This window comes from Candidatus Pelagibacter sp. PS_28 (assembly GCF_059417885.1).
In genome coordinates this window covers 863,251-877,704 of sequence record NZ_CM182070.1, presented here as the reverse complement: position 1 = coordinate 877,704, position 14,454 = coordinate 863,251, and the positions used below count along the sequence as shown (strand labels likewise).

Genomic DNA, 14,454 nt, shown 5'->3' with positions numbered 1-14,454 from the left:
TATGGCAACAGTTAAAACAAAAAGAGAGCGAATAAAATTTGCTTCTGATAATGTAGCGGGTGCTTGTCCTGAGGTGTTAGATGCGGTATTGAAAGCTAATGATGGTGATAGTACTCCATACGGTAATGACCAAATATCAGCTGATTTACAAAAGAAGTTTTCAGAACTATTTGAAAAAGATGTAATTGTTTTTCCAACTGCATCAGGAACAGCTGCTAATGCATTAGCTTTAGCAACAATGACACCATCATATGGTAATATTTATTGTCATAAACTTTCTCATATTAATACAGATGAATGTGGGGCACCTGAGTTTTATACAGGGGGAGGAAAATTAGTTACTTTAAATGGAATAAATGGAAAAATAACACCTGAAGAATTAGATCAGTCTATTACTGGTAAAGGCATTGTGCATCATACTCAACCTGCCTCAGTAAGCATTACTCAAGTTTGTGAAACAGGAGAAGTATACCAATTAGATGAGATTAAAAAGATTTCTGAAATTACGCATAAGCATAATTTAAATATGCATATGGATGGAGCAAGATTTGCAAATGCTTTAACTGCATTAAATTGTACTCCTGCTGAAATGACCTGGAAATCAGGCATTGATGTTTTATCATTTGGAGCAACCAAAAATGGTTGTCTTGCAGCTGAAGCAATTATTTTTTTTAATAAAGATCTAGTTGGCAATATTGCTTTTTTAATGAAAAGAGCAGGACATTTATTGTCTAAGATGCGTTTTGTATCTGCTCAGCTTGATGCGTATATTTCAAATGATATCTGGTTAAGGAATGCAAGACATGCAAATAAGATGGGAAAAAAATTAAGTGAAGGATTAGCAAAACATAATAGTATTAAACTAGCATACCCAACAGAAGCGAATGAAGTTTTTGCAAAATTTCCAAGAAATATGATTGAGCATTTAAATTCTGAAGGTTACAAGATGAATGAAGATGAGCTTGATGGACAAGCAGTTAGATTAGTTGCTGCCTGGAATACTCAAGAGAGTGATGTGGATCAATTATTGGAGATCTTAAAAAAATCTAACTAGGATTTTGTTTTAAAAATTCAATATATTTAACAACTTCATCAAATTGTTCGTCAGGTATATCTTTATAAGAGTTCTCAAACTTCTCTTTGACACATAGAGCAACATGAGCGTAGGGGTTTCTTCCTTTAGGATGATTTGGATGGCTTGGTAACTGACCTAGTAAATAATCGCCAGCTTCCTGTATCATTTTCCAGAGTTTACTTGCGTTTTCTTTATCCAAGTTTAGTTTTGAGAGGTTTTGTCAATTTTAAAATTTTCTAAAGCTGAAGTAGTTACCTCTGAGTCTTGGTTGTTATCTATCTCTTTTTTTGCAAATTCTCTTTCTTTAAACTTCTGTTCTTTTATTAATTCTTCTTGTAATTTTAATTTTTGTTCTTGGTCAAACTTTTCTTCCCATTCTTTCAATTTAATATTTTCAATTTTTTTCTTTAATTCCTCTTGCTCTCTTAATTCTTTTAAAAATTTTTCTTTTTTTCTTCTTTCCTTTAATTCTTTGTTTTTTTGTTCTTCTTCTCTAACTTTTAAATCTAATTCTTTTCTATTTTGCTCTTCTTCTTTAAGCTTAAGCTCTTTTTCTTTTACTCTGAGATCTTTGTCAATTTGACCCAAATCTTCATCTTTTTTAATTAGTCTTTTATTTTCTATTTTAATAGACTCTTCTTTAATTTTTAATTCTTTATCTTTTAAATTTAATTTATTATTTTCTTTTTCAAGTTTTTCTTTCAAAATTTTTAATTCTTTTTGTTCTTTTAAAATCTCATTTTTTTCTTCAAGTTTTTTTAGCTTAATTTCTTTGATTTTTTTCTTTTCTAAGTTTTTTCTATATTTTGAATATGCATTACTTAAAGTATTGGTGGTAATAGAAGCTAACTTTATTAAGCTAGACTTATTTTTTGAAGATTTAATTTTCTTTTTTTTTTATTTCTTAAAGGCATTCTTTTAAAAAAATTATTTGATCAAATAAATCATGAATACTCAATAAGATTTATATTTTTTTTTAAATACTGTCTAAAATGAGTTCAACCTATGATTGCTATTTTATGATTTTTAGTCTCTAAAGTTTACAAATTCTACAGGAAGACCAATATCAATAGCACTTATTGCTGACATTGCTTCTTGAAGGTCATCTCTTTTTTTTCCTTCAGCGCGTAACTCTTCTCCTTGAATTTTAATCTGAATTTTAAGCTTTAGTTTTTTTATTTCAGCAATAATTTTTTTTGCATTTTCTTGGCTAATACCTTCTTGTAGTTCACTAACCTGTCTAATCGATGAACCTGCAGCATTTTCTGAGTTTTTAATTGATATTACTCTTGGATCCACTTTTCGTCGTATAAGATGAACCTGTAATAATTCATTAACTTGTTTCAATTTTAGCTCATCGGGAGCTAAGGTGGTGATAATCTTATCTTTTCTTTCAATTGAGATATGAAGTCCTTTAAAGTCAAATCGATTACCAATTTCTCTAAGGCAGTTTGCAAGAGCGTTATCAAACTCTGGGTAACTAACTTTACTGATTACATCAAATGAAGGCATAATTTTTTATTATATAATGAATTGACCTTAACAAAAATTTTCATAATTGACTATTTGATTTATTTTGAAACTCTTTTAAGTTGTAATTATATGGAAGATTTAGTCAAAAAATTAGAAGAACAGATCAGCTTTCTTCAAAATGAAATATCGCAAATGAGTGATGAATTGTATTCTCAACAAAAAGAAGTATCAGTTTTAAAAAAACAAGTTTCAAATCTTGAAAAAAGAATTAACGAATTAGAGAGCAGTGATGAAGCGGGTATGGTTATGATTGATAAAAAACCCCCACATTATTAAACTTTATTATTAATCCATGACAGAACAATTTGATGTTATTGTAGTAGGTGCAGGTGCCGCTGGCATGATGAGTGCCATAGAAGCTGGTAAACGGGGACGAAAAGTACTTTTAGTCGATCATGCAAAAAAAATAGGAGAAAAAATTAGAATATCAGGTGGTGGACGATGTAATTTTACCAACATACATACTCATCCTAGTAAGTTTATTTCAAACAATCCTAAATTTGTAATATCAGCTTTAAAACAATACACGCAAAATAATTTCATAGATTTAATAAAGAAACATAATATTAAATTTCATGAAAAAAAATTAGGACAGCTCTTTTGTGATGAAAGCGCCCAACAAATTATAGATATGTTACTTTTAGAGTGTGAGATGGCAAAAGTAGTTTTAAAAAAAGATACAATTATTGATGATATAGACAAACAAGATGATAAATATTTTATAGTTGTTGGAAGTGATAAATACTTCTGTCAGTCATTAATTATTGCAACAGGTGGTTTATCTATTCCAAAAATTGGAGCAAGTAAATTTGGTTATGATATTGCTCAAAAATTTAATTTAAAAGTTATTGAAACATTGCCTGCATTAGTTCCTTTAACTTTTAGTGAAAAGATACTAGCAATATGCAAGGAGCTTACTGGGTTATCTGTTGAAGCAGTTGTTTCATTTAAAAAGACTTTTTTTGAGGAAGGAATGTTATTTACCCATAGAGGTTTAAGTGGACCATCTATATTACAAATTTCTTCTTATTGGAAATTGGGAGATGATATCAAGGTTAACTTATCACCAAAACTAGATGTAGATAAATTTCTAAATGATAGAAAAATCTCCAACCCTAAACAAGATATAAGCATTATAGTTTCAGAAATTCTTCCTAAACGATTAGCTCATATAATCTGCAATGAAAATAAAGTTAATGGAAATATATGTGAACTATCAAAGAAAATATTAACCAGTTTGAGTAATTCTATAAATGCTTGGGCGATAAACCCAACAGGAACAGAGGGTTATAGAACTGCAGAGGTTACCTTAGGAGGTATTGATACTGAAGAAATTTCTTCTAAAACAATGATGTGTAATAATCATCCTGGATTATTTTTTATTGGAGAAGTAGTAGATGTTACTGGTCATTTAGGTGGTTATAATTTTCAATGGGCTTGGTCTTCTGGATATGTTGCTGGCCAGTATGCTTAAAGGCTAGTTGTTGTTTGAGTGTCTTCAGTTTTTTGAGGTTCATCAATAGGTTCTACTGTTGGACTTAACTCAATTCCAACAGGTGTGATAGAGGAGGGCATTGCAACGAATTGCGAGTCAGGATTATCAACAACTTCTCTTATAGAATTTCTATAGATACCAAATGCTCCAATTAACATGTGAAAGAATATTAAAAAAACAAAAAACCCATTTAATCCAACTATATTCATAAAGATAGAACACAAAAAAGGTCCTCCCATTGCACCCATACCAAACGTAAATTGTAAACTAGCACCAGCTGCAACGAATTGTTCCTTAGGTATAAAGTCATTTGTGTGAGCAAGAATTAGAGAAAACATAGGAAGACTACATACTGAAAATAATATTAAGGATATATAAAACCAAGTTCTGTTAGTTGCTAAATCACCTGGTAAATACATTTGTCCAGATGAAATTATTGCACAAAAAGCAAAAAAAGCTGCTCCAAAAGTTGAATAGATAATTACTTTTCTTCTATCAAAAGAATCTGAAATTTTTCCTATGGGCCATTGTGATATAGCACCCGATATAGCTAATAAAAAAGTTACAAGTGAAATTTCAAAAATTGAAAAATTCATTGATGCAGCATAAACAGCAAGTAACGTAAATAAAGCAGACTGTATGGTTCCATAAAAAAATGAACTCACCATTCCAAAAGGAGAAGCTTTATAAACTTCCTTTAAAGACATAGCTTTAACTTTTTTAAAATTAGGTGGTTTTTTTTTAGTAAGTAAAATTGGCACCAAGGCTGCTGAAGTAAGTACTGAAATCAAAATAAATGGTTCAAATTTTATTGGGTCACTAAAGTTTAAAAGAAACATTCCAATGCCCATGGCACCATATAAGATGACCATGTATATTGATAGAATACTTCCTCTATTTTTATTACTAGCTCTGTCGTTTAACCAACTTTCAGCTACCGTATAAATCGAGACCATACTTATTCCTGTAAGAACTCTTAATAAAAACCAAACAAATGGATGAATAAAAATGGAATGGAGCAAAACAATAAGCGATGCAATTGAAGCAAATGCAGCAAACACTCTAATATGTCCAACTCTAGAAATAATATGTGGAATAGATTTTGCACCAATAAAATATCCAGCAAAATAACCGGACATCATAAAACCTGTAGATATTAAACTAAAATCTTCTGCTACAGCTCTTACACCAAGCAATGAACCTTGGAACCCATAAGCCATCATAATGAAACCCATTCCAGTAAATAGCGCCCAAGAGTTCTTTAAAACTTTATTCATAAAACTGACCGTACTTATTTGCGATCTAGATGTAAATCAAGTCTTTATTATGATTAAATTATGAATTCTTTAGTTTAATAAAAGAGTGAATGGCAATTGCTGTAATGATAACGGCACCACCTTGGATAGTCTCAAGGCTAGGTTGCTCCTTAATAATTAACCATACCCAAATAGGACCAATTATAGTCTCCAGTAAGAAGAATAGGTTCACTTCAGCTGCTGGTATGAACCTTGGAGCTATAGTCACTAGCACAAAAGGTATAGCAACACACATAACACACATTAGAGGAACAATAATTAGATCACTATCAACTAGTGCAAAACTTTCAATGAACAGAAGTGCAAACATCGCTACAATTAATTTTCCAACAACAGCAGCTGGAATTAAGTTTTTATCCTTTGCGGATCTAATAGTAACCGCTCCAACAGCTAAACCTAAAGCAGTTATTAAGCCTAATATATCTCCAAAAAAGTTACCTAATTGTATTGAATCGTAGAATATATAAATAGCAGCAGTAAAAGTTACAAATATTGTAATCCATGTTTTTCTATCAGGTAATTCTTTTAAAAATATTGCACCAAGCACTGCAGATAACATAGGAGCCATTGCAATCATAACTAATGTGTTTGCAACATTGGTATTTTGTATTGAAACAACAAAGGTAATATTGGTTATAGAGAAAGTACCAATATAAAGTAAGCCATGATAGCCACTTGAAAAAAGCATTTTAAAGAAATTTAATTTATAAATTAATAACATTCCTAAAAATACAGTAATGAAAGGAATAAGGCCTCGATAAAAAACAAGCCCCCAAGTATCAACATTAGAAAGTCTAATAAATAAACTATCAGGAGTAATAAACATTACTGCAACAAATGCGAGTAAAGATCCTTTTTGCTGGTCGGATAATTTGTTCAAGCTTTTAATCCTTTCCAAAATGTTTTTGCAAGATTAATGCTTGTAAGATCATAAAAAGATTTTAATCCTGTAGGAGAAGTTACATTAATATCTCCATTTAGTTTTTGGTCGATAAAATCAATACCAGAAAAATAGATGTCATTTTTTTTAAGATCTTTACCAATTATATTTGAAATTTTATTTTCTAATTTTGTTAATTTAACCGAGATAGGTATGGCTCCTTTACTCATGTTGCTTAAAAAAGATCCTTTTTTTGGAACTCTAGAGATCGCACCGCAAACTTTACCATTAATTATAAAAACTCTTTTATCTCCAAACTTAATTTTAGGTAAAAACTTTTGACACATAATATGCCCATGTTTTTTTATGAAATTTGTAATCAATTTTGTATTTATTTTATTTTGAAATAAGTGAATATCATTGCCACTAAAACTATGAATAGGTTTTATAATCATTTTTTTATTTTTAGAAAAAAACTTATTAATTTCTTTTATATCTTTTGTGAAAATTGTATCTGGCATATATTTTTGAAAAGATGTTGAATATAGTTTTTCAGAGATATTTCTAATAGAGGTTGGATTATTAATAATTTTAACTTTATTTTTTATCTTATCTAAAATGTAAGTTGTTGAAATATATTCTAAATTAAAAGGAGGATCTTGCCGTATCAAAATATACTTACATTGTGTAAGCTCTAGTTTTTGTTGATTTAATATTTTAAAAAAACGTTTATTTGAATAATTAAACTCTACGTAAAATCCATTCGCTACGACCTTATCGTTAATAATTGAGAGCTCTTTAGGTTCATAATAAAAAATTTTGTATTTTAACCTTTGTGCTTCAATGGCAAGAAATATACTAGTATCCGTTAGAGGCTTTAGTTTTGAAGGATGATCACCTTGAATTGCAACTATCTTATTTGTCATATAAATCGTTTAAATTTTCATTCTTAGAAAATTTATCTATCATATGATCTGCGTTTGTTGTCTTATTATCAATCAGTTTATCTAAGTGATTTAAAAACTTAGCCTCATTATCATTAGATTTACTCAAAATGTCTCTGTTTAATAATCCTTTTCTAGAAATCCCAAGCAGCAATGACGCCCAATGTAATAGGTCTTTTCCCATTAACTCAGTGTTAAACCCTTTTTTAGGTGCTTCTAGGTAGGCATTAATTATTTTATTTTTATCCCACTTAGAAACCAATTCGTAAGCCTCATCTAAATTTCCATATAATATTCCAGCATTAAAAGCAGGTCCAGAACACAAACAGTCCCAACCACAAGTGTCCATTGATCTTAACTCTATATATTTCTTAAGTCTATTTTCTGTAAAAATTGTACTTAGGTGAGTGGTTAAATCATCTTCAGTTGGAAGTCGGTTGTTAATTTCTCTAATTTTTCCATTCATGAAATCTGAAAATGAATAATTGCTTCCTGATAAATATTCTTTTTCGTTTTGAATAAATAATAAAGGAAAGTTTATTGAAAAATCTGCATATTTTTCAAAATCCATATTATCAAAAAAAACTTCAGGTAAACCTCCTCTCGATGTTTCTTGCCAAACTTTAGAACGATAAGAACTGAAACCACTATTTTTTTTTTCAACTATTGAAGAATTTGCAAATAGTGCGATAGATATTGGCACTATAGAATTAATTATTTTAAACTTCTTAATAAAATCTTTTTCAGAATCGTAATCCAAGTTAAGTTGCGTACCACAAGTTCTATACATCATATCTAAGCTTAAAGAACCACCATTAGGCATATCCTTAGTCATTACTTGATATCTTTGTTTTGGATTATTAGGAACTTCATTAAGGGATGAAATCGGATCAAAACCAGCACTAACAATTTTTAAATTTAATTTTTTTGTTACTTGCTGTAACTCAAATAAATAATCATGAGATTCAGCGCAAGCTTCATGGATATTATTTAGTTTATCACCTGATAACTCAATTTGATTTCCAGGCTCAAGAGTAATACTTTTTCCTTGTTTTTGTAATCCAATAATATTTTCTTTTTCCATTATTGGCTTCCAGCCAAATTCACCTAGAAGTAAAAACATTTTTAGGATAGTAGGGTAATCTACTCTTTTGTTTGTTTTTTCATCAAATAAAAATTTTTCATGCTCAATGCCAATTTTAAAATTTTTAACATCTTTAATTCCAGACTCAAAATATTTGATTATATGTTCTTTATGAGTGATCATTGATTTATATATAAGGATTTAAAGTTTATTTTAAAGTCTTTATGTTTAATGCTTCTGTTTGAAAGTTTTGTATTGATTGCTTTAGTTGTTCGAAGCGGTGCTTAGTAATGATAATTGAGTAATTTTATCATCCCCTAATTCATCTATAGGTTTAACAGGATATTCACCTGTAAAATAATGATCTGTTAATTGAGGATAATTATTATCTCTTTTGTTAAAACCCATTGCTCTATAAACACCTTCTAAAGATAAAAAATCTAATGATTTAGCACCAATATATTCACAAATTTCGTCATTAGTTTTATTTGCAGCAAGTAACTCTTTTTTAGTAGGAGTATCCACACCATAAAAATCAGGAAACCTAATTTCTGGACAGGCAATTTTTACATGAACTTCTTTGGCTCCTGCATCATATAACATTTTTACAATTTTATGAGAAGTTGTCCCTCTTACAAGCGAGTCATCTATTAAAATAATTATTTTATCTTTAATAGTAGATTGATTTGCATTTAATTTTAATTTCACACCAAGACTTCTAATTTTTTGACTGGGTTCAATAAAAGTTCGACCAACATAATGATTTCTAATCAAACCTAATTCAAAGTTAATTCCTAAATGTTGAGCAAAACCAAGGGCTGCTGCATTACCAGAGTCTGGTACAGGAACTACAATATCTGCTTTGATTTTGTTTTCTTTTGCAAGTTCAATTCCAAATTGCTTTCTATGTTCATAAGCAGATTTACCATTTAGTAAACTGTCTGGTCTTGCAAAATAAATATACTCAAAAACACACGGACGAACTTCTCTAGCAGGGAAGGGTTTAATGCTTTTTAGTTCATTATTTTCTATATAAACAACCTCACCATTTTCTACATCTCTAATATATTTTGCACCAATTATATCTAGCGCACATGTTTCAGAAGCAAAGACATAGCTATCTTTGATTTTCCCAATCACTAATGGTCTGATGCCATGAGGATCTCTTACACCAATTAAAGTATTTTGTGTTAGCATGACAAGCGCGTAACCACCTTGTATTTGGAATATGGCATCTATAACTTTATCAATTGTTTTGTTTCTTTTTGATTTAGCAATTAATTGAACAATTGTTTCTGTGTCAGATGTAGTATGAAATATTGCACCATCTTGAACCAATCTATTTCGAAGAGTTATTGAATTAGTTAAATTTCCATTATGAGCTACACCGATACCTCCAGCATTTGTATCTGCAAAAAAAGGCTGTATATTTCTTAAAGTGTTTTCACCAGTTGTACTATATCTGTTATGACCTATAGCATAATTACCAGGCAAACTATTTAACACTTTCTCTTTATTAAAATTATCTCCAACTAAACCAAATCTTTTTTCAGAGTAATATTTTTTTCCATCAAATGTAACTATTCCACAACCTTCTTGACCTCTATGTTGTAGAGCATGCAATCCTAAAGCGGTTAGTGCAGCTGAATCTTTATTGTTACTTACGCCAAAGACACCACATTCTTCTTTTAATTTGGGATTATAAATCTTGAATTTTTTCTTTGGAATCTTGATAGTTTTTTTCATTTGGAAACTCTTTCAATAAATAATTACTACCTTTTTCAATATATGGGAAGGCGTATGATTTATCAGTATTAATTGGCCATTTACTATAATTATACACAATATCTACAGCTGAAAATAAACAAATACAGATTACATAACTTCGGATAAATCCAAAAAATAACCCAAATAAGGAATCGAGTCTTCCTAGACCAACAAATTTTACCGTCTTACTAATGGCTTTATTTGTAATAAGAATAACAAAGATCACTAAAATAAAGATAGTTATGCCGAGCGCAATATCTAAAACATATTCACTATCAATTATATTTTTAAAATAAGGCTTAGCTTTTGGAAAAAGAAGTAAAGTTACAACATAAGCCAATACCCATTTTGAAGCTGATAATAAACTTAAAACAAAACCTTTACTATAACACTTGATAACTGAAAAAATTGTAATGATTAGAAATATTAGATCTATTAAAGACACCGCTTGATAAAAATCTTTTAAAGCATCAAGCATAATAATATTATTTTCCGAATGGTTTACTTATTAAAATAAGAGAGGGCAGTAAAGTTAATACTGAAATCATTGCAAGTAACATTGCTAAACCAGTAAATACACCAAAATAAATCGTGGGTATAAATTTAGAGAAAACCAAAATTGAAAAACCAAAGACAATGGTTATTGAAGTATTAAGGATTGCAACACCCACTGTTGAATGACAAACTTTTAGTGTTTTATTATAGTCTTTAATTTTTAAAAACTCTTCTTTAAACCTATAAATGTAGTGAATACTATTATCTACTGCGATCCCTATTGTGATTGCAGCAATAGTAATAGTCATCATATCAAGGGGTATTCCAAGCAGGCCAATAATTCCTAAAATAAAGAAAGCTGCAATAAAATTAGGAACAACACCAATAAGAGATAGTTTAAAATTTCTAAATAAAATCATAAACATTGCAAAAATTCCAATCATTACTAAACCTAATGTGAGTATTTGAGATTTAAAAAGGCTTTGGAGTAAATTATTAAACAAAATTAAAACACCAGCTAGTTTAAACTCTTCTTTGCTAAGCTTTAATTCATTTTCAAGGTCATAATTTATTTGGTTTATTAAATCATTTCTTCTTAAACCATCCTGTGAATCAATAATTCTAAGGCTTATCCTAGCCTCATTATCTTTTATGGATATATAAGGATCTATAATATCTTTTTTTATAGTTTCTGGAATTTTTGAATAAAGCACACCCATTTCTAATGTTCCAAGGGGCTTGTTATTGTTTAACTGTGTAGCAACTTCAATAATTGAACTAAATGATAAAACCTTTCCAACTGCAGGAAGATTATCTAAATAATTATGAACATTTTGAATTTTTTCAATTTTGTCTTTTGTAAACCAGTATTTTTCATCATCTTTACTGCCTTCATCATCCCAGCTTTCAAATTCTTCATCTTCGCTAGTCTCTACTATGATATTTTCAGGAAATTTTAATATAACTTCTAAAGGTGTCGTGCCACCTAGTTTTTCATCAATAAGTTTCATACCTTTATAAATCTCAGTATTTTTATTAAAATAATTTATAAAACTATTTTCAACTTCAAGCTTACTTATTCCAACAACACTTAAGGCGATAACCAAACCTGTTACTAAAAAAATTATACTTTTATTGTTAATAGAAATTTTACCAAAAAAAGAAGTAATTTTAGAATCTGTATCTTCTTTAATCTTTACTTTATTGCTAGACATAAAGCTCAGTAGAGTAGGGAGTAAAGTAAATGTGATTATAAAAGAGGTTATTAATCCTAAAGTCATCATCCACCCAAAATCAATAATAGGTTTTATGCCACTAAATACTAAAGATAGAAAAGCACATATAGTTGTAAGAACTGTATAAATAATAGGCCAAAACATCTTGCTAGTTGTCATTATAATAATTTTTAAATTATCTAAATTCGGAAAATCTTCTCTTAATTGTAGAAACCGGGTGCTCATATGAATATTCATTGCCATAGTTAGAATTAACATTAAAGCAATAAAGTTTGAGGATATAACAGTAACCTTCCAGCCTAAAAGACCAAGTAGACCTGTCATAATTAAAACTGAAAAAAAGCAGCTACTAATTGGAACAATAATCCAAATTAGTTTTCTAAATATAAACCACAGAGTAGCAATAATAAATAAAAGAACTCCTAGACCAAAAACAATAATATCACTTTTAATAAATGACATCATGTCATCAGTGATCATTGGAATACCTCCTAAGTATATTTTTCCAACATCTCCATAGGACTTAATAACCTCTCTTATTTGGGTGATATTTTCATGATTTTTCTTTTTTAAAGTATCTTTATATTCTTCAATTTCTTGAGATGATTTATTTTCAATATCTTTTAGTTCATCTTTTTTTATATAAACAATTATGCCGCTTGTTTTACCATCTTCACTTATTACAAAATTTCTAAAAACTGGACTATTTAATATTTCTTTAAATCCTCTTTCAGTATCGACACCTTCATCTTTTAAAGTTTTAAAACTTTCTAGTCTTTCTTGAAGAGGCGCTTCTGAATTATTTAATAAAGGGATATCAAGTAGTGTAATAACGCTATGAACCCAATCTAGACTTTGGATTTTATATTTTAAACTTAAAAGATTATTAATAGAAGATTCAGTAACCATTCCCTCATTGGGGGAATAAGTTAAGATTAAAAACTCTTTAGAGCCATATCTTTCAGTGACTTCTTTTAAATATTCAAGATCAGGATCCCCTTCGATTAACAGAGTATCAGATGAGGCATCTAGTCTAAAATCTTTAGAAAAATACCCAAAACTTAAGAGAGTAATTAACAGTAATATAAAAATTGATTTAGGATTCTTTAAAACAATATTTTGATAAAATAGAGACAGCATTCACAGCTAATATATTGGATATTAGTTAATTTGAGTATCTTTAAATTTGGTAAACATTGCTTCAAATTCTACCATAACATTACCCGTTGGACCGTGTCTTTGTTTTCCAATAATAAGCTCTGCTAGATTTGACACTTCATTCATTTTTGCTTGCCATTCAGCGTGCTCAACAGTTGCAGGTCTAGGTTCTTTTCTTTCTAAGTAATAGGCCTCTCTATATACAAACATTACAACATCAGCATCTTGTTCAATTGATCCAGATTCTCTTAAATCTGATAACTGAGGTTTATGATCATCTCTTTGTTCTACAGCTCTTGATAGCTGTGATAGAGCTATCACTGGAAGTTTAAGTTCTTTTGCCATTGCCTTAAGGCCTTGTGTAATTTCAGAAATTTCTTGAACTCTACCATCTCTATTATTTCCAGATCCTCTCATCAATTGAATGTAATCTACAACAATCAAATCTAAACCAAATAATCTTTTAATACGTCTTGCTCTGTTGCTCATAGCAGCGATACTGATAGCTGGCGTTTCATCTATATACAAAGGAAGTTCAGAAATATTTTTTGAAGTCTCAATAAATTTATCAAATTGCTCATCAGAAATTCTTCCACGTCTTATATCGTTTGATTTAATTCTAGATTGTTCTGCTAAAATTCTAGTTGATAATTGCTCAGAAGACATCTCTAGTGAGAAGAAAGCTACTGCAGATTTTTTTCCACTTTCTTGTAGTTTTTGAGCAGCATTAAAAGCTATGTTTGTTGCTAAAGCAGTTTTACCCATTGAAGGTCTACCTGCAATAATAATTAAATCTGAATTATGAAGCCCACCCAGTCTATCATCTAAATCTCTTAGACCAGTAGGAACACCAACGATCCCTTCATCATTTCGATAAGCAGCTGAAGCCATCTCAATAGTTTGCTTCATCGCTTCATCAAATTTAATAAGTGATGAATTGAAAGAACCTTTTTCAGCAAGATCAAATAATAATCTTTCTGAATTTTCAATTATATTTTGCCCATTAACATCAAGGGCATTTAGTTTTGCAGCATCAATAGTATTTTCAGATATTTTAATTAATTCTCGTCTGACGAACATATCATAAATAATTCTTGAATATTCTATTGCTTGTCTTGGAGGAGTAGAAAATTTTGTAACTTTTACTAAATACTCAGGAACATTTAACTCGTCCTTTTCATTTTCAAAATAATTTTTTAAAGTTATGGGGTTTGCAAGCATCCCTTTGTAAATTAGGCTTTCAATTGCTGAAAAAATACTTTGATGCATCGGGTCATAAAAGTTAACACTAGAAATAATAGTATTTATTTCATCAAACGTTTCATTTTGAACTAATATTGATCCAATTACAGCCTGCTCTGCTTCAATATTGTTTGGAAGTTCTTTAAAAGTATCTTTAACTATACTGAGGTTATTCTCCATGAAGAAATCTTATCTTAATTAAGATTTAAAAAAATAAAAAATATATGCTG

General features: G+C 29.5%; 14 protein-coding genes. 3 read left to right on the top strand and 11 right to left on the bottom strand.

The features are described from left to right. Position 1: 1 nt before the first annotated feature. Complete coding sequence (locus tag AC5SMR_RS04810; protein ID WP_494576406.1) at positions 2–1,054, top strand: threonine aldolase family protein; 1,053 nt, start codon at positions 2–4, stop codon at positions 1,052–1,054. Here AC5SMR_RS04810 and AC5SMR_RS04805 read toward each other — a convergent pair. The 3 genes from AC5SMR_RS04805 to AC5SMR_RS04795 form a co-directional block, all read right to left on the bottom strand. Next, positions 1,047–1,274: a hypothetical protein gene (locus AC5SMR_RS04805; protein ID WP_484013872.1), complete on the bottom strand. Its 228-nt coding sequence runs from the start codon at positions 1,272–1,274 to the stop codon at positions 1,047–1,049. The genes AC5SMR_RS04810 and AC5SMR_RS04805 overlap by 8 nt on opposite strands. Before the next feature lie 2 nt (positions 1,275–1,276). Continuing rightward, positions 1,277–1,780, bottom strand: a complete 504-nt coding sequence (locus AC5SMR_RS04800) for a hypothetical protein (RefSeq protein WP_494576404.1) — start codon at positions 1,778–1,780, stop codon at positions 1,277–1,279. Between the two features lie 321 nt (positions 1,781–2,101). After that, positions 2,102–2,587, bottom strand: coding sequence for a YajQ family cyclic di-GMP-binding protein (locus AC5SMR_RS04795; RefSeq protein ID WP_494576402.1), 486 nt, complete (start codon positions 2,585–2,587; stop codon positions 2,102–2,104). 90 nt (positions 2,588–2,677) lie between these two features. On the opposite strand from AC5SMR_RS04795, the gene AC5SMR_RS04790 reads away from it, so the two are divergent. Both AC5SMR_RS04790 and AC5SMR_RS04785 read left to right on the top strand, forming a co-directional pair. After that, positions 2,678–2,884 carry a SlyX family protein gene (locus AC5SMR_RS04790; protein ID WP_271564174.1) on the top strand — a complete coding sequence of 69 codons (207 nt, stop codon included), beginning with the start codon at positions 2,678–2,680 and terminating at the stop codon, positions 2,882–2,884. A 16-nt stretch (positions 2,885–2,900) separates the two neighbouring features. Continuing rightward, positions 2,901–4,082, top strand: a complete 1,182-nt coding sequence (locus AC5SMR_RS04785) for a BaiN/RdsA family NAD(P)/FAD-dependent oxidoreductase (protein WP_494576399.1) — start codon at positions 2,901–2,903, stop codon at positions 4,080–4,082. Here the strand turns inward: AC5SMR_RS04785 and AC5SMR_RS04780 are convergent. The 8 genes from AC5SMR_RS04780 to AC5SMR_RS04745 form a co-directional block, all read right to left on the bottom strand. Further along, positions 4,079–5,380, bottom strand: a complete 1,302-nt coding sequence (locus AC5SMR_RS04780) for an MFS transporter (protein WP_494576397.1) — start codon at positions 5,378–5,380, stop codon at positions 4,079–4,081. The two genes, AC5SMR_RS04785 and AC5SMR_RS04780, sit on opposite strands and share 4 nt — an antisense overlap. A 58-nt stretch (positions 5,381–5,438) precedes the next feature. Next, positions 5,439–6,299 carry a DMT family transporter gene (locus tag AC5SMR_RS04775; RefSeq protein ID WP_494576395.1) on the bottom strand — a complete coding sequence of 287 codons (861 nt, stop codon included), beginning with the start codon at positions 6,297–6,299 and terminating at the stop codon, positions 5,439–5,441. Further along, positions 6,296–7,225 (bottom strand): glutathione synthase, encoded by a 930-nt coding sequence (gene gshB / locus AC5SMR_RS04770; protein ID WP_494576393.1) that lies wholly within the window; start codon positions 7,223–7,225, stop codon positions 6,296–6,298. Before gshB ends, AC5SMR_RS04775 begins: the two co-directional genes overlap by 4 nt. Next, positions 7,215–8,510 carry a glutamate--cysteine ligase gene (locus AC5SMR_RS04765; protein WP_494576391.1) on the bottom strand — a complete coding sequence of 432 codons (1,296 nt, stop codon included), beginning with the start codon at positions 8,508–8,510 and terminating at the stop codon, positions 7,215–7,217. The genes gshB and AC5SMR_RS04765 overlap by 11 nt, the downstream gene beginning before the upstream one ends. A gap of 81 nt (positions 8,511–8,591) precedes the next feature. Then, positions 8,592–10,073 carry an amidophosphoribosyltransferase gene (gene purF / locus AC5SMR_RS04760; RefSeq protein ID WP_494576389.1) on the bottom strand — a complete coding sequence of 494 codons (1,482 nt, stop codon included), beginning with the start codon at positions 10,071–10,073 and terminating at the stop codon, positions 8,592–8,594. Further along, the gene (locus AC5SMR_RS04755) at positions 10,027–10,572 is read right to left on the bottom strand and encodes a CvpA family protein (RefSeq protein WP_271564321.1); all 546 of its coding nucleotides are present in this window, start codon (positions 10,570–10,572) and stop codon (positions 10,027–10,029) included. The genes purF and AC5SMR_RS04755 overlap by 47 nt, the downstream gene beginning before the upstream one ends. Positions 10,573–10,579: 7 nt before the next feature. Beyond that, positions 10,580–12,964 (bottom strand): efflux RND transporter permease subunit, encoded by a 2,385-nt coding sequence (locus AC5SMR_RS04750; RefSeq protein WP_494576387.1) that lies wholly within the window; start codon positions 12,962–12,964, stop codon positions 10,580–10,582. Positions 12,965–12,985: 21 nt separating this feature from the next. Then, the gene (locus tag AC5SMR_RS04745) at positions 12,986–14,404 is read right to left on the bottom strand and encodes a replicative DNA helicase (RefSeq protein ID WP_494576385.1); all 1,419 of its coding nucleotides are present in this window, start codon (positions 14,402–14,404) and stop codon (positions 12,986–12,988) included. Positions 14,405–14,454 lie beyond the last annotated feature (50 nt).

Bases quoted from the DNA above. Each gene is read 5' to 3' on its own strand.
- AC5SMR_RS04765 (WP_494576391.1), bottom strand. From the start codon at position 8,510: ATGATCACTCATAAAGAACATATAATCAAATATTTTGAGTCTGGAATT.
- AC5SMR_RS04785 (WP_494576399.1), top strand. From the start codon at position 2,901: ATGACAGAACAATTTGATGTTATTGTAGTAGGTGCAGGTGCCGCTGGC.
- AC5SMR_RS04750 (WP_494576387.1), bottom strand. From the start codon at position 12,964: ATGCTGTCTCTATTTTATCAAAATATTGTTTTAAAGAATCCTAAATCA.
- AC5SMR_RS04745 (WP_494576385.1), bottom strand. From the start codon at position 14,404: ATGGAGAATAACCTCAGTATAGTTAAAGATACTTTTAAAGAACTTCCA.
- AC5SMR_RS04795 (WP_494576402.1), bottom strand. From the start codon at position 2,587: ATGCCTTCATTTGATGTAATCAGTAAAGTTAGTTACCCAGAGTTTGAT.
- AC5SMR_RS04790 (WP_271564174.1), top strand. From the start codon at position 2,678: ATGGAAGATTTAGTCAAAAAATTAGAAGAACAGATCAGCTTTCTTCAA.
- purF (WP_494576389.1), bottom strand. From the start codon at position 10,073: ATGAAAAAAACTATCAAGATTCCAAAGAAAAAATTCAAGATTTATAAT.
- AC5SMR_RS04810 (WP_494576406.1), top strand. From the start codon at position 2: ATGGCAACAGTTAAAACAAAAAGAGAGCGAATAAAATTTGCTTCTGAT.
- AC5SMR_RS04780 (WP_494576397.1), bottom strand. From the start codon at position 5,380: ATGAATAAAGTTTTAAAGAACTCTTGGGCGCTATTTACTGGAATGGGT.
- AC5SMR_RS04755 (WP_271564321.1), bottom strand. From the start codon at position 10,572: ATGCTTGATGCTTTAAAAGATTTTTATCAAGCGGTGTCTTTAATAGAT.
- gshB (WP_494576393.1), bottom strand. From the start codon at position 7,225: ATGACAAATAAGATAGTTGCAATTCAAGGTGATCATCCTTCAAAACTA.